The following is a 17,962-nucleotide window of genomic DNA, read 5'->3' as shown; positions in this document are numbered from 1 at the left end:
CCTCCAGGGCTCAGGCCTTCATCGAGCCCAGGTCCCAAGCCCTCGTCCCGCATCCCATCTGCTCCCGCAGTCGCTCGGAGTACGGGCCGAACCCGTCGACCGGCGGGTAAGGCTCAACCACACTCGGGCCTAGCCGACCCTCACCTTGAGGATGCGGCCCGACGCCTCGACGACGAACAGGTCGTGCCGTGGGTCGTTGCCGCCGAATCCGCGGGCGATCCGGACGCTGGTGGGCATCCGCAGGCCGTCCACCAGGACACAGGACCGACCGGTCGCCGGGTTCACCTGGATCAGCTGGCCGTCGCGGAAGCTCGCGACCACCAGGTTGCCGCCGAAGTAGGTGAGGTCGTCAAGGAGCTTGATGTCCAAGGGGTTCGGGCTGAGGTTGGTGATCGTGGTGTGGTTCGCCGGGTCGTCGAGGGGGATCCGTACGACCGGGGACGAGGTGTCGGTGATGACGCTCGCGTACAGCTGATCGCCGACGATCTCAAGGCCGTTGGTGCCGAAAACGTTCGCCTTCTTCGTCCACTCCTCGTCCTGGGTGCCGTCCGGCCGGAACTTGAGGATGCCGGTGGCCAGCTCGCGGCTGACGTAGAAGTTCCCGTGGACGTCGATGGCCAGGCCGTTGATACCCGAGATCCCCTCCACGACCTTCTGGGGCTCCGGGTGGGCGGCGGTCGGGTCGAACCGCATGATGCCGCCGCGCGGCGTCAGCGGGTTCACACCGAAGTTGACGTACATCATCCCGTCCGGCCCGCGCCGGATGCCGCCCGGACCGGGTACGGGGAAGCTGGTCTTCAGGGTCCCGTCAGGGGCGTAGCCCTCGACCCTGTGCTTGGTCACATGCGATACCCAGAGCGTGCCGCGCCCGTCGAACTCCAGGTTCTCCCGCCAGTCCACCAGCGGTATGCCGCCCTCCCTGAACACCTCCACGCTCGCACGCTCCGGACACGGAGCCGTGGCGGCGGCAGCCGGTGCGGCGGCTGCCGCCGTCGCTGTCCCCGACCCGCCGACCAACAGCGCGGCCACCAGACTTCCCATGACTGCCACTCGATGTACTCGACGTACTCGACGTATGCGCATGGCGTCCGTTGTACAGGCCTGCTCATGCTGTCAATAGTCACTTGTCTGCCAACAGCCCGCATCCGCCACGTCGCGATTCTCTCCGTGGTCGGGCGGGCCCGGAATCGCCTGGACCCCTCGTGCGTTGGGGAGGGTGGGCATGAGATGCCGGTGGTGTGCGAGCAGAGTGGCCCGGGCGACCGGGCTGACAGATATTGGAGGGTCGCAATGGCTGCGCAGACGCAGAGGGCCGTGCTGGCGGGTGGATGCTTCTGGGGGATGGAGGAGCTGATCCGCCGGCTTCCGGGCGTGACGGCGACTCGGGTGGGATACACCGGGGGTGACGTGCCGAACGCGACGTACCGTAACCACGGCACGCACGCGGAGGCCATTGAGATCCTTTTCGACCCTGAGAAGACCGACTTCCGTGCGCTCCTGGAGTTCTTCTTCCAGATCCACGACCCGAGCACAAAGAACCGCCAGGGCAATGACATCGGCCTCAGCTACCGCTCGGCGATCTACTACGTGGATGACGAGCAGAAGCGGATCGCCGAGGACACGATCGCGGATGTGGACGCCTCCGGCCTGTGGCCGGGCAAGGTCGTCACCGAGGTAGAGCCGGTCGGCCCGTTCTGGGAGGCCGAGCCCGAGCATCAGGACTACCTGCAGCGTTACCCGGACGGCTACACCTGCCACTTCCCGCGCCCGGGATGGCGGCTGCCGGCCCGCGCGGAGGGCTGACCGGTACGTCGCAGGGGGTACCCCCACGAAGGGGTACCCCCTGCGACGCAAGGCCACGACCTCAGATTCCGCCCCGCGCCTTCACCACCTGCGCCGCGCTGTAGTCCCGCTGCTGCACATAGGCCTCGATCTTCGCGTCCCGGCCACCGCGGTACGCCCACGGCACGGCGTCGATATAGCCGTCCACCAGCCGGAACTGCTCGACCGCCGCCTCGTACCTGTCCTGCCAGAACAGCAGGCTGGCCAGCAGATGGCGGATCTGCGCGAGCCGCCAGTCGTCCGGGTTCGCGGCCGCCGCGGCCGCCACGTCGACCAGGGCGGCGTCGACCGCCGCGACGATCTCCGGGCGCTTGTAGAACTCGTCCTGTCCGAGTTCGTCGTGCTGGATCTCGTACTCGAAGTACGCCTCCAGCGGCAGCAGGCTCAGCAACTGGCCCGGCGCCCCCTTCTCGGCCGCGGACCGGGCGAAGGACTCCGCCAGCTCGTGCGAGCCGCGCCACTTCTTGCACCAGTACTGGAGCGCGGAGGTGTGCGCGGCCAGGTGGTGCGGGTCGCGCCTGACGATCTCGGCCCAGATCTCCTCGAACCGCTCGTGCGGGTAGCCCAGGCCCTTGGCCAGCGGTATCTCCACGATGAACGGGCACGGGTCGTCCCCCGCCAGGGCCTGCGCGTGCGCGCACGCCGCACGGGCCTGGTCCAGGATCCGGTGGAAGCCGTCGAACTGCTCCCGCGTCGTGTGCTTCGCGGTCGAAGAGCCCCGCACCTCCCAGGCCAGATAGATCAGCGACTCGGCGAGTACCAGCGCCACGTCGGGGTCGTCCTCCGACCGCTCCGCGCGCCACGCCAGCAGCCAGGAGTCGTCCTTGACGGCCTCCGACGCCAGCACGCTGGAGCGCCGGTCGCGCTCCTGCCAGTCCCGCCCGGCCTCGGCCAGGAACTGCTCGGCGGCCTTCCAGTCCCCGCCCCGCACGGCCTCCTTGACGGCCGTGATCCGCGGGTCGGGGGCGTAGGCCCGGTCGGTGTCCAACCGCTCACCGGGCAGAAAGCCCAGCTCGGCGGCGGCCTTCGGCAGGTCCCGGTTGCGCACGGACCCGCCGGCTCCGCCAGGGGCGGACTTCTTGCGGGTGCGGTACCAGGAGTAGATCGCGAAGAGGATCAGTGCGATCGGGAGGATGTGACTCATGGGGTTTCTGCGTCCTTGAGCGATGAGCAGCGGGCGGTAAGCGGTGAGTTCGGGCGGTGAGGGCGGGCCGGTCAGGTCGCCTGGGTCAGCAGTCGTCGCAGTTCCCGCGTGTCCGGTACGTCCGTCACCGCCGCGTCCAGCGCCTGCTTCAGCTCCTCCTCGTAGCCGTCCGGCAGACGCAGCCGTGCCGCGTCCGTCCAGGACAGCTCCCAGTGGGCCCGGCCGCGGCGGGCGAGCTCGGCGACGACCATGCGGGAGAGACGGGCGCGCATCTGGGGGCGCGCGAACTCCCGGGCGGCGCGGCCCGTGGCGGCCTGCGCCTCCTGCGACTTGGGGAGCAGGTCGGCCACCTGCCAGAGCTTGCCCGCGTCGACGGCGTCCAGGACGGCGGCCAGGGAGCCGTCGCCGCCGTTCACCTCGGTGACGGCCGCGCGCAGCGGCTCGGTGTCCTGGTCGGCGTGCCAGAGCATCGACTCGTTCACCAGCTGGGACCAGTCGGCGGCCCGGCGCAACCGATGTGCCTCGGGGGTGAGCGCGGCCTGCTCCAGCGCCGCGAACGCCTGAGCGGGGTCCGCGAGCAGACGGAGCGCGGGGCGGGCGCCGGTCAGGGTGCGGCCGTCGTCGGGGAGCTGTTCGATATGGGCGATGCGCTCGGCGATGGGCGGGTGGGAGTCGTACGGCGACTGCTCCTCCTCCGGCAGCGCCCGCCGCATCTCGTCCAGCTCCTCGGCGCGCCCGGCCAGCAGATGGCGCAGTCCGCCGAAGACCTCGCCGGGCGGCGGCAGCAGTCCGGCGCCGGTGCCGAGGGTGGCGTACGACTGCATGTAGAAGCCGTGGGCGGCGTCCAGGACGGGTATCTCGCGCAGCGCGGACGCGGTGGCGTCGCGGCCGGCGATGCGTGCGGCGGCCAGGTCGGCGGCGAGCTCCTGGCGGCGGCCGACGCCCCGGGAGGCGCGCAGGTAGAAGGTGCCGTACCAGAGGAACGGCTTGGCGGCGAGACGGTAGCTCAGGCCCGCCGACCCGGCGTCGACCGCGCCCGCCTCCTTGCCCTTGGCGAGCCGCTTGGCGTTCTTCTTCTCCTGCTTGGCCTCCTCCTTGGCGACCTTCTTGCGGGACCGTTCGTGCAGGCTGGCGACGGTGCGCAGCACCTGGAGGCGGCCGCGCAGGGTGATCGCGGCGAGGCGGGTGTCGTGGTTGGTGTAGTGCCCGAACTCATGGGCCAGGACGGACCGCAACTGCGGTTCGCTGAGCCCCGCCATCAGCGGCAGCCCGAGGTACATCCGGCGCCGGCCGGGCTTGAGGCCGAGGAACGTCGCGTCCTCGGACACGGCCGCGTTGACGTCCGGGGTCAGCAGGATCTCGTCGGGCGCGCGGGTTCCCGTCTGCTCGGCCAGTTCCCGTACGGCCGCCCAGAGTTCGGGTTCCTGCCCCTCGGTCACGGACAGGCCGGGCATCGGCTCGTCCTTGGGTGTGCGCAGCGCGAACATGCCCTGCACGATGGGGATCGCCAGCAGCGCGCTGACGATCCACACCTTGGCGGTGACACCGCCGACGCCGCCCTTGGCGACGGTCCAGTCGACGGCGACGAGCGCGCCGAGCATCACGAAACCGAGCAGATAGAACCCGGCGAGCAGGACGAGGGCGCGCACCGCGCGCAGAGTTGCCCCCATTTTGGGCAAGTCCCCCCACTAGAAATGGACATGACGAAGTGTGTGGGGGGAAGCGGAGTATGCCTCAGCGCAGGTCAGCCCGGCAACGCGGATTCCGGTCCGGGCACGCGCGTGCGCGGTTCAGTGGGGCAGCGTCGCCGGGCTGCCGCCGTTCGCCTCGTAGCCGGCCACCGCCAGCGCGCGGTACACCGCGAACTCCGCGGCCGGGTCGGCCGACAGGGTCCAGGGGAGGGCGCCGACATGGCCGTCGACGTGTATCAGCTGGTCCATGGCCTCCGCCCAGCGCTCGCCGCGCACCAGGAAGAAGATCAGCAGATGGCGCACATGGGCCAGCATCGGGTCGTCGGGGCGGGCCGCGTGCACCGCGAACAGCGCGCCGTGGATCGCCTTCGTCACGACCTCGCTCTGGTAGAAGCCGCTGACCAGGTTCACCTCGGGCAGGTGCTCGAAGACGGCGAAGAGCGGCATCGCGGCGAGGAGGGAGCCCTGGGGGGCGCGGGCCGCCGCCGCTTCCGCGAAGTCGTTGGCCAGCCGGCGGGAGCCGTGCCACTTCTCGCACCAGTAGTGCAGGGCCGCCAGATGGGCGCCCATGTGGGCCGGGGCGCGGTCCAGGATCTTCAGCCAGAGCTGCTCGAACTCCGGCCGCGGATAGGCCAGTCCCCGGGCCACCGACAGCTCGATGATGTACGGGATCGGGTCACCGGGGGCGAGCAGCGCGGCGTCGGCGCACGCCGACCTCGCCTCCTCCATGATGATCCGGAACTCGTCCGTGCCGGGCGTCGCCGTGCGCCACGCCTGCTGGACGAGGAACTCCGCGTGTACGGCCGCGCCGCCCGCGTCCTTGGCCTGCTCGGCCCGCCACACCCGCAGCCACTGCCCGCCGGGAGACTCGGCGACCCCGCCCGGCCGCTGCCGCAGTTCCAGCGACGCGGCGCCGGCGAAGGCCTGCACACGCTGCCAGCGCAGCTCGCCCTCCCCCTCCGTGCCGGCCAGCAGCTGCGAGGCCGCGCGGTAGTCCTGGGTGCGCTGGACCAGGTCCAGGACGTCCAGCAGGTCCTGGTCGGGGCCGGGCATGCGGATGTCCAGCTCCTCCTGCCGTACGAAGCCGTAGTTCGCCGGGTCCGCGGCGTCCGGGTGGCCCGGATGGACCTGCTCGATCATGCCCCGCCTGCGCCTCATGAACGGCAGCACCACAAAGCCGAGCATCACGAGCGCGATCAGGACCCAGAGAATCTCCATGCCTCCAGCGTTCCAGACGCCGCTGACAAATGGCGAACGAGGTCGGGAGGCTGTGGAGAAAGGGTTCTGTGGAGGGGGCGGCTCCCTGGCGCCGGGCATCTCGGCCCGTCCACACGGCTCGGCGCGTCCGGTCGGCTCGGCTGACGCATTCGCCCGGCGGCATCCATCGCGTTCGCGGACTACGCTCGGTGCCCATGAGTGACAGGCACATCAGTCAGCACTTCGAGACGCTCGCCATCCACGCGGGCAACACGGCGGACCCGCTCACCGGCGCGGTCGTCCCGCCCATCTATCAGGTCTCGACCTACAAGCAGGACGGCGTCGGCGGTCTGCGCGGCGGCTACGAGTACAGCCGTAGCGCCAACCCGACCAGGACCGCCCTGGAGGAGAACCTCGCCGCCCTGGAGGGCGGCCGTCGCGGCCTTGCGTTCGCGTCCGGACTGGCGGCCGAGGACTGCCTGTTGCGTACGCTGCTCAGCCCCGGCGACCACGTGGTCATCCCCAATGACGCCTACGGAGGTACGTTCCGCCTCTTCGCGAAGGTCGTGTCCCGGTGGGGGGTGGAGTGGTCGGTCGCCGACACCAGCGATCCGTCCGCCGTACGGGCCGCCATCACCCCGAAGACCAAGGCCGTGTGGGTGGAGACCCCCTCCAACCCGCTGCTCGGCATCACCGACATCGCGGCCGTCGCCCAGATCAGCCGGGACGCGGGCGCGAAGCTCGTCGTGGACAACACCTTCGCCACGCCGTACCTGCAGCAGCCGCTGTCCCTGGGCGCCGACGTGGTGGTGCACTCCCTGACCAAGTACATGGGCGGTCACTCGGACGTCGTCGGCGGCGCGCTGATCGTCGGTGACGAGGCGCTCGGCGAGGAGTTGGCGTTCCACCAGAACGCGATGGGCGCGGTCGCCGGGCCCTTCGACTCCTGGCTGGTGCTGCGCGGCACCAAGACGCTGTCGGTGCGCATGGACCGGCACAGCGAGAACGCCACGAAGATCGCCGACATGCTGACCCGGCACGCGCGCGTGACGAGCGTTCTGTACCCGGGGCTGCCCGAGCACCCCGGTCACGAGGTCGCCGCCAAGCAGATGCGGGCGTTCGGCGGCATGATCTCCTTCCAGGTCGCCGGTGGCGAGGAGGCGGCCGTCGAGGTCTGCAACCGCGCCAAGGTGTTCACGCTCGGCGAGTCCCTGGGCGGTGTGGAGTCCCTCATCGAGCACCCGGGCCGTATGACGCACGCGTCCGCGGCCGGTTCGGCCCTGGAGGTACCCGGGGACCTCGTACGCCTCTCCGTGGGCATCGAGAACGTCGACGACCTCCTGGAAGACCTCCAGCAGGCGCTCGGCTAGTCCTCACCAGCCCGTCAGCGGTGGAGTCGTCTCCGACGGCGGCTCCACCCACGGGCGGGCCATCACCGCCCACACCACGAACGCCACCGTCGCGGCGAACATCAGCAGCCACATCAGCCGAACGGCGGCCGTCCTGCGGCGCAGCATGCGGCCGCCGCGTCGCACGACCTCCGTGTACAGCTCCGGCGGCACCGGCGGTGGCGTGCCCTCCATGATCCGCCGTGCGGCCGCTTCCCGTTGCGGGCGATTCACGGCGACACCGCCTTCGGTCCCAGCACGGCGGGCGCGGCGCCGCGCGGCGGATGCAGCAGCGTCGACGTCGCCCGGTCGCAGATCGCGGTGACGCGCTCCGCCGGCAGCCCGAGCAGGGCCGCCACCTGCTCCTCGGCGACTCCCTCGTACAGGCGGAGGACCAGGATCAGGCGTTCCTGCGGGGAGAGCCGGGCGAGCGGCCCCTCGGGAGGCGGGCGGAACCGGGCGAGGACGCCCAGGCCGCCGTACTCGTGCCAGGCGGCCCGGGAGAAGCGGGCGGCCAGATACTGGCGGGCGCGGTCGTACGGGTCCTCGCCGCGCAGTCGGTCCCAGCACGCGTACGTGTGCGCGAGGGACAGCGTCAGCAGGCGCCTCGCGCGGGGGTTGTGGTCCTGCGGCTCCGCGGTGAGCAGCGTCGCGGCATGCAGCAGTCGCCCTGCCGCGCCCGCGACGAACGCCTCGAACTCCCGGGCCCGGCGGGCGTCCTGCGCCGCACGCCGTCGTCCCACCGCCCCTCCCGCCTGAAACCGCGCTCTGAGGAACCGGGTCCGGCCAGGTACGTGACACACCGGTCGTGCACGATTGGAGGACCCGTTTTCATATGAAGCCAGGGAGAGCCCAGGGTCAAGGGTCAGGACCCGATCAAGCGGCCACGCGTGCGTGCGCGGCTCCGCGCCGCCCGCTCAGGACGCCGTGGGCGTCTCCGCCCCGGTGATGCCCTGGGCCGCCATCCGCGAGGACAGCGCGGTATTGAAGCGCGTGAGGAGCGTGCAGAACGCCTCGCGCTCCTCCGGGGCCCAGTCCTGCGTCAGCTCCGCCATCAACTGACGGCGCGACGAGCGCACTTCCTCCAGTCGCGACTGCCCGCGCGGGGACAGCTGGAGCACCACCGCCCGCCCGTCCTCGGGGTGCGAGGTGCGCTTGACGAGCCCCGTGTCGACGAGGGGTGCCACCTGCCGGGTCACCGTCGACGAGTCGATCCCCATGCTCGCGGCGAGCGCCTTGACGCCCATGGGTCCCTCCTTGTCGAGCCGGTTGAGCAGCAGGTATGCGGCGCGGTCCATGGAGTTGCGCACCTGCCCGACCCCACCGAGCCGGGTCTGTTCGGCACGGCGGGCGAACACCGCCACCTCGTGCTGCAGCGTGTCGAGGAGACCGCTGTCAGCGACAGTCGTCATGTCCATCGACATTTCAGGTGTTGTGGGCATGGCCGGGGGCTCACTTCATGAAGGGGGTGCTGGGTTGGGGGACAGGGTACGCGGCCCGGACGCGGGGTGTACCGGCGCTGCGCAAACCCATCTCGGAGCTTGGTCACACCAGGGCCTTGCGCCTGTGAACTGCGAGACTTGTGTCATGAGCTACCGCACGGCTGACTCCTTGCCTCCCGTCACGCTCGACGACGTGCGCGGCGCGCAGAAGATGCTCACGGGCGTGGCGCGGGTGACGGCGATGGAGGGCAGCAGGCACCTGTCCCAGCTGGTGGGCGCCCCGGTGCACCTCAAGTGCGAGAACCTCCAGCGGACGGGGTCGTTCAAGCTGCGCGGCGCGTATGTGCGGATCGCCGGGCTGCTGCCGGAGGAGCGGGCGGCGGGCGTCGTCGCCGCGAGCGCCGGCAATCACGCACAGGGCGTCGCCCTGGCCTCCTCGCTGCTCGGCGTGCGCTCGACCGTGTTCATGCCGAAGGGCGCCCCGCTGCCGAAGATCAGCGCCACCCGGGACTACGGCGCCGAGGTGCGGCTGCACGGCCAGGTGGTCGACGAGACGCTGGCCGCCGCGCAGGAGTACGCGGCCGAGACCGGCGCGGTGTTCATCCACCCCTTCGACCACCCCGACATCATCGCTGGTCAGGGCACGGTCGGCCTGGAGATCCTGGAACAGTGCCCGGAGGTGCGGACGATCGTCGTCGGCATCGGCGGGGGAGGGCTCGCGGCGGGCATCGCGATGGCGGTGAAGACGCTGCGGCCGGACGTGCGGATCGTGGGCGTACAGGCGGCGGGCGCGGCGGCGTACCCGCCCTCGCTGGCCGCCGGGCACCCCGTCGCCGTCGACAACCCGGCGACGATGGCCGACGGCATCAGGGTCGGCCGCCCGGGTGAAGTGCCGTTCCGGATCATCGGCGAGCTGGTGGACGAGGTCCGCACGGTCAGCGAGGACGAGCTGGCCACCGCCCTGCTGCTGTGCCTGGAGCGGGCCAAGCTGGTCGTCGAACCGGCCGGGGCGAGCCCCGTCGCGGCGCTGCTCAGCGAGCCCGACGCCTTCGAGGGCCCGGTCGTCGCGGTGCTCTCCGGCGGCAATGTCGACCCGGTGCTTCTGCAACGCGTCCTGCGGCACGGCATGGCCGCGCAGGGGCGCTATCTGGCCGTACGGCTGCGGCTGACGGACCGGCCGGGCGCGCTCGCCACGCTTCTCGGCGTGTTGTCAGTGGTGGACGCTAACGTCCTCGACGTGAGTCACGTACGGACCGACCCGCGGCTCGGGCTCACGGAGGCGGAGGTCGAGCTGCACTTGGAGACGAAGGGCCCCGCGCACTGCGTCGAGGTCGGCCAGGCCCTGCGTGAGGCGGGCTACACCGTCATCGGCTGACGCGTGAGTCACTCGTTCGGAAAATTCCGTTGAGAGACGCGATACATCGCGTTATGGTGTGGCGCGAGTTCACAGCCTCTCTGAACCTTCCCCGACGACGTGGAGATTCATATGCCAGGCGCCATCTATGCCGAAGGCCTGGTGAAGACCTTCGGCGACGTAAGGGCTCTGGACGGCGTCGACCTCGATGTCCCCGAGGGCACGGTCCTCGGCCTGCTCGGGCCGAACGGCGCGGGCAAGACGACGGCCGTCCGCTGTCTGACGACCCTGCTGCGCCCCGACAGCGGCTCGGCGCTCGTCGCGGGCATCGATGTCCTCAAGCAACCCGACGCCGTACGCCGCTCCATCGGTCTGTCCGGCCAGTTCGCGGCGGTCGACGAGTACCTCACCGGCCGCGAGAACCTGCAGATGGTCGGCCGGCTCTACCAGATGAGGGCGCAGGCGGCGAAGGCTCGCGCGGCCGAGCTGCTGGAGCAGTTCGACCTCGCCGACGCCGCCGACCGCCCCACCAAGACCTACTCCGGCGGTATGCGCCGCCGCCTCGACCTCGCGGCCGCCCTGGTGGTCTCACCGCCCGTGATGTTCATGGACGAGCCGACGACCGGCCTCGACCCGCGCAACCGCCAGCTGCTGTGGGAGGTCATCAAGCGACTGGTCTCCGGCGGCACGACCCTGCTGCTGACCACCCAGTACCTCGAAGAGGCCGATCACCTGGCGCACGACATCGCCGTCGTCGACCACGGCCGCGTCATCGCCACGGGCACCTCCGACCAGCTCAAGGCCCGCACCGGCGGCGAGCGCGTCGAGGTCGTGGTGCACGAGCGTGACGACATACAGCCCGCGTCCGAGGTGCTGAGCGGCTTCGGCAAGGGCGAGACCACGGTCGAGGAGCACATGCGCAAGCTCACCGTGCCGGTGACCGGCGGCGCCAAGCTGCTCGCCGAGGTCATCCGCGAGCTCGACACCCGCGGCATCGAGATCGACGACATCGGCCTGCGTCGCCCGACCCTCGACGACGTGTTCCTCTCCCTGACGGGACACGTGGCCGAGGTGAAGGACGAGGGGAACGGCGCGGAGGCCGTTCACACGAGCGCCGGAAAGGGGCTGGTGAAGTGAGCACCCTGAACGACTCCATGGTCATCGCTCGGCGGAACCTGATTCGCATGACCCGGATTCCCGAGATGATCCTGTTCGGGCTGGTCCAGCCGGTGATGTTCGTGGTGCTGTTCACCTACGTCTTCGGCGGCTCGATGAAGATCGGCAACACAACCGACCCAGATGTCTACAAGAACTTCCTGATGGCCGGCATCTTCGCCCAGACCGTCACGTTCGCCACCGCGGGAGCGGGCGCCGGGATCGCGGACGACATGCACAAGGGCCTGATCGACCGGTTCCGCTCGTTGCCGATGTCGCGCGGTGCGGTGCTGACCGGGCGCACGGTCGCGGATCTCGTCCAGACGGCACTGACGACACTCGTTCTCGCGATCGTCGCGCTGATCGTCGGCTGGCGCCCCGGCTCCGCGGACCCGACCAACTTCGGGAAGATCCTGGGCGGCTTCGGTCTGCTTCTTCTTCTGGGGTACGCCTTCACATGGATCGGTGCACTGATCGGTCTGACGGTGCGTACGCCGGAGGCGGCGACCTCGGGAGGTCTGATCTGGCTGTTCCCCGTCACCTTCATCTCGATCGCGTTCGTGGATTCGAGCCAGATGACCCCGTGGCTGCGGCACGTCGCCGACTGGAACCCCTTCAGCGCGACGGTGCAGGCGTGTCGCCAGCTCTTCGGAGACCCGGGTCTGTCCCAGTCCGGCGCCTGGCCCATGCAGCATCCGGTCTGGGCCTCGTTGATCTACTCGGTCCTGATCATCGCCCTGTTCCGCACCCTGGCCGTGCGGAAGTACCGCTCGGCGACCGCATGACAAAGGCCCCCGGCGCCACGTGGGCGCCGGGGGCCGGTCAGGGACGGGTCGGTCGGGCTCAGCCGCCGCACGGTCCGGTCAGCCGCTGTAGGGCTCGGCCTTCATGATCCGCACCGAGGCCTTCTTGCCGTTCGGCAGCTCGTACTCGGCGTCCTCGCCGACCTTGTGGCCGATGACGCCGGTGCCCAGCGGGGACTGCGGCGAGTAGGTCTCGATGTCCGCGCTCGCGTACTCGCGGGAGGCGAGCAGGAAGGTCAGGGTGTCGTCCTCGTCACCGTCGAAGGCGATCGTCACGACCATGCCCGGCGCCACCGCACCGTCCGCCGAGGTCGGCGCCTCGCCGACCTGGGCGTTCTCCAGGAGCTGGGTCAGCTGGCGCACACGGAGCTCCTGCTTGCCCTGTTCCTCCTTGGCCGCGTGGTACCCGCCGTTCTCGCGCAGGTCGCCCTCCTCGCGCGCGGCCGCGATCTTGGCGGCGATCTCCGTGCGCGCAGGACCAGTAAGGAACGCAAGCTCATCCTTGAGCTTGTTGTACGCCTCCTGGGTCAGCCAGGTGACGTTCTCGCTGGTCTGGGTCACAGGTGCTCCTCGTAGTTACTGGGAATACAAAGCATCGCCCTACCCAGAAGGATGTTCCCTCACGGAAGGGCGAAACCACGAGCCTAACAATTCAATGGCCGAAGGGGGAGGACATAAGCCATCAGAATCACATCAACGCAGGTCAGCGCCTACGCATTCCGGGCGAACCCGGTCGGTGTCGATCACTGCCGGTCGGATTCGGTCGGCGGACCGGCCCGCGGGCTCAGTCGGCGTGGCAGCCGAGCAGCTCGGCCGTCGTTCCCCGGGACGTCGTACGGAGCGTGACGACCTTGTCGATGCGGGTCGCGTCACCGTCGAAGCGGAAGTCGGCGCGGCCCACCTCGGCGCCGTTCTCCGCCTGGGAGCGCACGGTGCAGTAGCCGGAGGCGCCGGCGTCCTTGCGGACCTCCAGATGCACCTGCACCGCGTCCCGGCCCGCGTCGAACTTGATCACCTCGGCGCTGATCTTGTTCTGGCCGACGTAGTGGTAGCCGAAGTAGCCGATCAGTGCCAGCAGGGCCACCCCGAGGACGGTGCCGACGACCTTGAGCGTGCGGTCGGAGCGCGCGTCCGAGGAGCGGCCGTAGCGGCCCTCGGGCAGCCGCGTGCTCGCCGTACTCATGATCGTCCTCTCGGCCGGAGCGGGACGGATGTCCCGAAACGGGGCTTCGGGGCCGTCCCCCGGAATTATCCGTCCCCCGATTCGGTCACTATAGAAGCCGCCGATCGCACCGGTTCGCACCGGGCGCCGACTACGAGGATTGAGTCTTGACTGACCAGCTGCGACTGATGGCCGTGCACGCCCACCCCGACGACGAGTCGAGCAAGGGCGCGGCGACCATGGCGAAGTACGTGTCCGAGGGGGTGGACGTGCTGGTCGTGACCTGCACGGGCGGGGAGCGCGGCTCCATCCTCAATCCGAAGCTGCAGGGCGACAAGTACATCGAGGAGCACATCCACGAGGTACGCAAGAAGGAGATGGACGAGGCCCGCGAGATCCTCGGGGTGAAGCAGGAGTGGCTCGGCTTCGTCGACTCGGGTCTGCCCGAGGGCGACCCGCTGCCGCCGCTCCCGGAGGGCTGCTTCGCCCTGGAGGACGTCGACAAGGCGGCCGGAGAGCTGGTGAAGCAGATCCGTTCGTTCCGTCCCCAGGTGATCACCACCTACGACGAGAACGGCGGCTACCCGCACCCCGACCACATCATGACCCACAAGATCTCGATGGTGGCCTTCGAGGGCGCGGCGGACACCGAGAAGTACCCGGAGTCGGAGTACGGCCCGGCGTACCAGCCGCGGAAGCTCTACTACAACCAGGGCTTCAACCGTCCCCGCACCGAGGCCCTGCACCAGGCCATGCTCGACCGGGGCATGGAGTCTCCCTACGGTGACTGGCTCAAGCGCTGGGACGAGTTCGGGATGAAGCAGCGCACGCTCACCACGCATGTGCCGTGCGGCGACTTCTATGAGATCCGCGACAAGGCGCTGCTCGCGCACGCCACCCAGATCGACCCCGACGGCGGCTGGTTCCGCGTCCCGCTGGAGCTCCAGCGGGAGGTCTGGCCGACGGAGGAGTACGAGCTCGCGAAGTCCCTGGTCGATACCTCCCTCCCCGAGGACGACCTCTTTGCGGGCATCCGCGACAATGCCTGACATGAGCGCAAGCGCAAGCCTGGCAATGACACAGCTCGCCACCCTCGCGAAGGAGGTGGACGAGGACAAGGTCACTCCCGGCGTCCTCGGTTTCATCGTCTTCGCGGTGATGGCGGTGGCGGTGTGGGGCCTGATGAAGTCCATGAGCCGCCACATGAACAAGGTCGACTTCAAGGAGGCCCCGGACCCCGAGTCGGGGGCCTCCGACGAGGGTGCCGACGCCACGAGCGCGGCCAAGCCACGCCAGGGCTAGTCGGCAGGGCCGGCCCCAGGGCCGGTCGGCAGGGCCGGTCACTGCCGGGCTGCCGTCCCCACCCCCATGACCTCGCGCGCATGGCGGTTCGGCACCATGCCGAGCCGCCAGGCCTGCCAGCCCGCCTCCAGGTTCACGCCGCGTTCGAGCAGGAGCAGATACGCCTCGACGTAGTCGCTCAGCTTCTCGTCCCGCAGCGCATGCCCGTCGCGCCCCAGCTGGGCCAGCTCCTCCTGCGCCACGGCCGTCCCGATCTCCACCCCACCGGGCGCCGCGTACGGCAGCAGTGTGCAGCGCAGGAAGCGGGCCCAGTCCTCGCCCCTGCGGTCCCCGTACGACGTGAACAGGCCCACCGCCTCGTCGCACAGGGTCAGAGCCTGCTGGGTGCGGGTGTTGCCGCCGTCCACGACCGCGAGTTCCAGGCAGGTCCAGGCCTCGCCGTGACAGACGCCGATGCGCTGGAAGTCGGCCCGGGCGTCCATCAGGAGCTGGCGGGCGAAACCGGAGTTCTTCAGCGAGCCGGTCTGGGCGGCGCGCTGGTCACGGGTGACCCGTGCCGAGTGGTGCCGGGCGCAGGCGAGGCCGTACACGTCGCGCATCCGGGAGAACATCGTGCGTGAACGCTCCAGCTCGCGTACCGCCAGGTCCAGGTTGCCCGTCTCCTCCAGGGCCTGGCCCAGGTAGTAGAGGGACCAGGCCTCGCCGCGCGCGTCCTCGTTGTCGCGGTGGCGGGCGGCCGCCTGACGCAGGCCGTCCACCGCCGGGGACGGGTCGCCGGCGACCAGCCGGGCGCGGGACAGCTGGGTCATGGCCCAGGCCTCGCCCCGGGCGTCGCGGGTGCGGCCGTACAGATCCAGGGCCGTGCGCAGTTCGGTCTCGGCGCGCGGTACGTCGCCCATGCGCAGGCCCAGCTGGCCGAGCTGGAAGTGGGCCCAGGCCTCGCCGTGGATCGACTCGCCGGCCCGGTGCAGGGACAGCGACTCGGTCAGCAGGGCGAGGGACTCCGCGATCCGGCCCCGGTCCCGCTCCACCGCCGCCAGCGCGTGCATCGTCCAGGCGCGGTCCGTCGCCAGCGCGGGCGCCGACTGCAGGTCCAGGGCCTCGCGGAGTTTCGTCGCCGCCTCGGTCAGGTTGCCCTGGTGGTGCAGGGTGATGCCGAGGGAGCACAGGGCGCGGGCCGCACCCGCGTCATGGTGGGCCTCCATATAGAGGTCCACCACCGAGGCCAGGGTCGTGCGCGCCTTGTCCAGCTCGCCGAGCTGCCGGGCCGCGATACCCGTGCGCCACTGCACCGAGCGGACCAGCAGGCCCTGGTCGACGGCTTCGGCCAGCTCGCTGATCTCGCCCAGGCGGTAGAGGTCGCCCCGCAGGAGGCAGTAGTCGCACAGGGCGCCCAGCAGATTGAGCACCGCCGCGTGGTTCACGTCCTCCGCGTGCCGCAGCGCCGCCGTGATGAAGCTCGACTCGTCGTCCAGCCAGCGCAGCGCGTCGTCCAGCGAGGTGAAGCCGTGCGGGCTGAAACGGTCGGAGCGGGTCGACATGTTGCCGTCGACCAGGCGCAGCACCGAGTCCGCCAGCTGGGCATAGTTAACGATCAGCCGCTCCTGCGCGGCCGTACGCTCCGTCGGTTCCTCCTCGTCGAGGAGGCGGGCCTGGGCGAAGGCGCGGACCAGGTCGTGCAGACGGTAGCGGTTGCCGCGGACCTGGTCGATCAGGCCCGACCGGGAGAGGGCCACGAGGTGGCGGGTCGCCTCCGCCTCGTCCGTGGCCAGCAGTGACGCCGCCGCTGCCGCGCCCAGCGAGGCCCGGCCGGCCAGCGCGAGCCGGCGCAGCAGACGCCTCGCCATCTCCGACTGGTCGGTGTAGCGCAGCCACAGCACCCGCTCGATCGGCTCCACCGGGCCGTACGCGCCCAGATCCGTCGCCAGCGTGCGCGGTGAACGCGGCCCCAGCGAGGAGCCCGCGATCCGCAGCGCCAGCGGCAGCCCGCCGCACAACTGACGTATCAGATCGGCGGATTCGGCGTCGTAGGGGCCCGAGGAGTCCTGTGCCGTCGCGGTCAGCAGCTCCTCCGCGCCCGCCGCGTCCAGGGCCGCCACCGGCAGTTCGTGCACCCAGGCGGCGAGGTCCGCGGGCAGGTCGAGGGGCTCGCGGGCGGTGACCAGGACCAGGCTGTCGGAGCGCTCGGGGACGAGGGTGCGGATCTGCTCCGGGTCCGAGGCGTCGTCCAGGACGACCGTGACCGGCAGGCCGGTGAGGTGCTGGTGGTAGAGCTCGCTCAGCCGCTTGACCTGCTGGTCCGCCGAGGAACGCTCACGGAACAGCAACTGCTCACGGGGCGCACCCAGACGGTTCAGCAGATGCAGCAGCGCATCCCGGGTGGACAGCGGCGACTCCTCCGTCGTGTCGCCCCGCAGATCCACCAGGCACGCCCCGCGGAACTGGTCCTTCAGATCGTGGGCCGCGTGCACGGCGAGTGCCGTACGGCCGCTGCCGGGCGCCCCGTGCAGCACGACGACCGTCGGCTTCGTCTCCGTGCTCGCGCGTGCCGCCTGCACCCACTGCCGGATGCGGGCCATCTCCTGCCTGCGGCCACCGAACGGGTCGACCGGCTCCGGCAGTTGACCGAACGACTGCTCCAGCACGCTGCGCCCGCGGGCCGCCGCGCTCTTGTCCGCGCCCTTCAGCCGCGGCCCCGTCTTCTTCGGGCCGGTGGACGCGCTCAGCACCCGCTGCTGGTCGAGGAACGGACGGATGCCCCGTACCTCCAGCGCCGTCAGCCACTGCAGCCGCAGCTGTTCCGGGCCGCCGGGCTGGCCGACGGCGCCCGCGCGGTGGTGCGCGGCCGGCAGATGCGTACCGGCCACCTTCACGACCGTCGCCGCCGCGCCGATGACACCCACGGTCACGCCGGCGCCCACCGCCGTGGTCGTGTCCGTGCCGAGCGCGAGGTCGGCCACCAGCGCCGCGAAGGCCGCGACGCCGGCCACCATCAGCGGCGTACCGCCACCCTCCCGCGCGAACCGCTGACCGAACGTCAGCCGGCCGGCCTCCGCCTCGTCCAGTGCCCGGGTGTACGCCTCGTACTCCTCGGCCGCCGCCTGCGCCATGGAGTCCAGCGCCCCGCGCGCCCGCGACAGCAGCACCTGGCCCTCGATGCGGCCCCCCGAACGCCGCACCTCCTCCTCCACGGCCCGAGCCAACAGCCGCTCGGCATCGGCCCGATGGCTGTCCCGCATGTCACGTCCCCCTCCGGCGGCAATGGCGTTCTTGGTCAAGTGTGCTGCGGATGGGGCGTCGTGGGGAGGGGGCCGGGTGATCGTGTGGAACCTCGGTCTCCGCGGCGTTGTGGAGGGATGGTGAAGCGGTGTCGTGGGACGCCTGTTTGGCCATGGTGATCGCACACATCGTCCGACGACAAGAGCGACCAGAGCGTGCAGCCGGCGCCCGCCCCCACCCGGTCGTCCGCCCCGCCGCAGCAG

Annotated in this window: 17 protein-coding genes; 7 read left to right on the top strand and 10 right to left on the bottom strand. The window is 70.7% G+C overall.

From position 1 onward, the window contains the following. Positions 1–129: 129 nt before the first annotated feature. Complete coding sequence (locus ACFWYS_RS13840) at positions 130–1,041, bottom strand: SMP-30/gluconolactonase/LRE family protein (RefSeq protein WP_384767055.1); 912 nt, start codon at positions 1,039–1,041, stop codon at positions 130–132. A 249-nt stretch (positions 1,042–1,290) separates the two neighbouring features. On the opposite strand from ACFWYS_RS13840, the gene msrA reads away from it, so the two are divergent. Beyond that, on the top strand, positions 1,291–1,803 hold the full coding sequence (msrA, locus tag ACFWYS_RS13835; protein ID WP_384767052.1) for a peptide-methionine (S)-S-oxide reductase MsrA: 513 nt from the start codon (positions 1,291–1,293) through the stop codon (positions 1,801–1,803). 61 nt (positions 1,804–1,864) lie between these two features. Here the strand turns inward: msrA and ACFWYS_RS13830 are convergent, their stop codons facing one another. From ACFWYS_RS13830 to ACFWYS_RS13820, 3 genes are all read right to left on the bottom strand, one after another. Next, a complete protein-coding gene (locus tag ACFWYS_RS13830) occupies positions 1,865–2,986 on the bottom strand; it encodes a hypothetical protein (protein ID WP_384767049.1) in 1,122 nt (373 codons plus the stop codon). 71 nt (positions 2,987–3,057) lie between these two features. Next, a complete protein-coding gene (locus ACFWYS_RS13825; RefSeq protein ID WP_384767046.1) occupies positions 3,058–4,656 on the bottom strand; it encodes a M48 family metalloprotease in 1,599 nt (532 codons plus the stop codon). Positions 4,657–4,776: 120 nt separating this feature from the next. Further along, positions 4,777–5,895 (bottom strand): hypothetical protein, encoded by a 1,119-nt coding sequence (locus ACFWYS_RS13820; protein ID WP_384767043.1) that lies wholly within the window; start codon positions 5,893–5,895, stop codon positions 4,777–4,779. Between the two features lie 194 nt (positions 5,896–6,089). On the opposite strand from ACFWYS_RS13820, the gene ACFWYS_RS13815 reads away from it, so the two are divergent. Continuing rightward, the gene (locus tag ACFWYS_RS13815; protein ID WP_384767040.1) at positions 6,090–7,244 is read left to right on the top strand and encodes a cystathionine gamma-synthase; all 1,155 of its coding nucleotides are present in this window, start codon (positions 6,090–6,092) and stop codon (positions 7,242–7,244) included. 3 nt (positions 7,245–7,247) lie between these two features. On the opposite strand, the gene ACFWYS_RS13810 is transcribed toward ACFWYS_RS13815, so the two are convergent. The 3 genes from ACFWYS_RS13810 to ACFWYS_RS13800 form a co-directional block, all read right to left on the bottom strand. Beyond that, positions 7,248–7,496: a hypothetical protein gene (locus ACFWYS_RS13810; RefSeq protein WP_384767037.1), complete on the bottom strand. Its 249-nt coding sequence runs from the start codon at positions 7,494–7,496 to the stop codon at positions 7,248–7,250. Then, complete coding sequence (locus tag ACFWYS_RS13805; protein ID WP_384767034.1) at positions 7,493–8,005, bottom strand: sigma factor-like helix-turn-helix DNA-binding protein; 513 nt, start codon at positions 8,003–8,005, stop codon at positions 7,493–7,495. The genes ACFWYS_RS13810 and ACFWYS_RS13805 overlap by 4 nt, the downstream gene beginning before the upstream one ends. 174 nt (positions 8,006–8,179) lie before the next feature. After that, positions 8,180–8,686, bottom strand: coding sequence for a MarR family winged helix-turn-helix transcriptional regulator (locus tag ACFWYS_RS13800; RefSeq protein WP_272122295.1), 507 nt, complete (start codon positions 8,684–8,686; stop codon positions 8,180–8,182). A 163-nt stretch (positions 8,687–8,849) separates the two neighbouring features. Here ACFWYS_RS13800 and ilvA point away from each other — a divergent pair, with 163 nt between their 5' ends. From ilvA to ACFWYS_RS13785, 3 genes are all read left to right on the top strand, one after another. Further along, positions 8,850–10,079: a threonine ammonia-lyase gene (ilvA, locus tag ACFWYS_RS13795; RefSeq protein WP_384767030.1), complete on the top strand. Its 1,230-nt coding sequence runs from the start codon at positions 8,850–8,852 to the stop codon at positions 10,077–10,079. A 111-nt stretch (positions 10,080–10,190) separates the two neighbouring features. Further along, positions 10,191–11,195 (top strand): ATP-binding cassette domain-containing protein, encoded by a 1,005-nt coding sequence (locus ACFWYS_RS13790; RefSeq protein WP_384767027.1) that lies wholly within the window; start codon positions 10,191–10,193, stop codon positions 11,193–11,195. A 17-nt stretch (positions 11,196–11,212) separates the two neighbouring features. Beyond that, on the top strand, positions 11,213–11,998 hold the full coding sequence (locus tag ACFWYS_RS13785; RefSeq protein WP_384767404.1) for an ABC transporter permease: 786 nt from the start codon (positions 11,213–11,215) through the stop codon (positions 11,996–11,998). 78 nt (positions 11,999–12,076) lie between these two features. On the opposite strand, the gene greA is transcribed toward ACFWYS_RS13785, so the two are convergent. Both greA and ACFWYS_RS13775 read right to left on the bottom strand, forming a co-directional pair. After that, positions 12,077–12,577 carry a transcription elongation factor GreA gene (gene greA / locus ACFWYS_RS13780; protein WP_272122204.1) on the bottom strand — a complete coding sequence of 167 codons (501 nt, stop codon included), beginning with the start codon at positions 12,575–12,577 and terminating at the stop codon, positions 12,077–12,079. Positions 12,578–12,800: 223 nt separating this feature from the next. Then, positions 12,801–13,199 (bottom strand): DUF4307 domain-containing protein, encoded by a 399-nt coding sequence (locus tag ACFWYS_RS13775; protein ID WP_384767024.1) that lies wholly within the window; start codon positions 13,197–13,199, stop codon positions 12,801–12,803. A 167-nt stretch (positions 13,200–13,366) separates the two neighbouring features. Here ACFWYS_RS13775 and mca point away from each other — a divergent pair, with 167 nt between their 5' ends. Next, positions 13,367–14,227, top strand: a complete 861-nt coding sequence (gene mca / locus ACFWYS_RS13770; RefSeq protein WP_384767402.1) for a mycothiol conjugate amidase Mca — start codon at positions 13,367–13,369, stop codon at positions 14,225–14,227. Then, positions 14,220–14,480 (top strand): hypothetical protein, encoded by a 261-nt coding sequence (locus tag ACFWYS_RS13765; RefSeq protein ID WP_384767021.1) that lies wholly within the window; start codon positions 14,220–14,222, stop codon positions 14,478–14,480. Before mca ends, ACFWYS_RS13765 begins: the two co-directional genes overlap by 8 nt. Before the next feature lie 38 nt (positions 14,481–14,518). Here ACFWYS_RS13765 and ACFWYS_RS13760 read toward each other — a convergent pair whose 3' ends face one another. Beyond that, positions 14,519–17,719, bottom strand: coding sequence for a tetratricopeptide repeat protein (locus ACFWYS_RS13760; RefSeq protein ID WP_384767018.1), 3,201 nt, complete (start codon positions 17,717–17,719; stop codon positions 14,519–14,521). Positions 17,720–17,962 lie beyond the last annotated feature (243 nt).

The organism is Streptomyces sp. NPDC059010 (genome assembly GCF_042740355.1).
Lineage (GTDB): Bacteria > Actinomycetota > Actinomycetes > Streptomycetales > Streptomycetaceae > Streptomyces.
The sequence above is the reverse complement of the archived record's forward strand: the minus strand, read 5'-3'. Positions and strand labels throughout refer to the sequence as shown.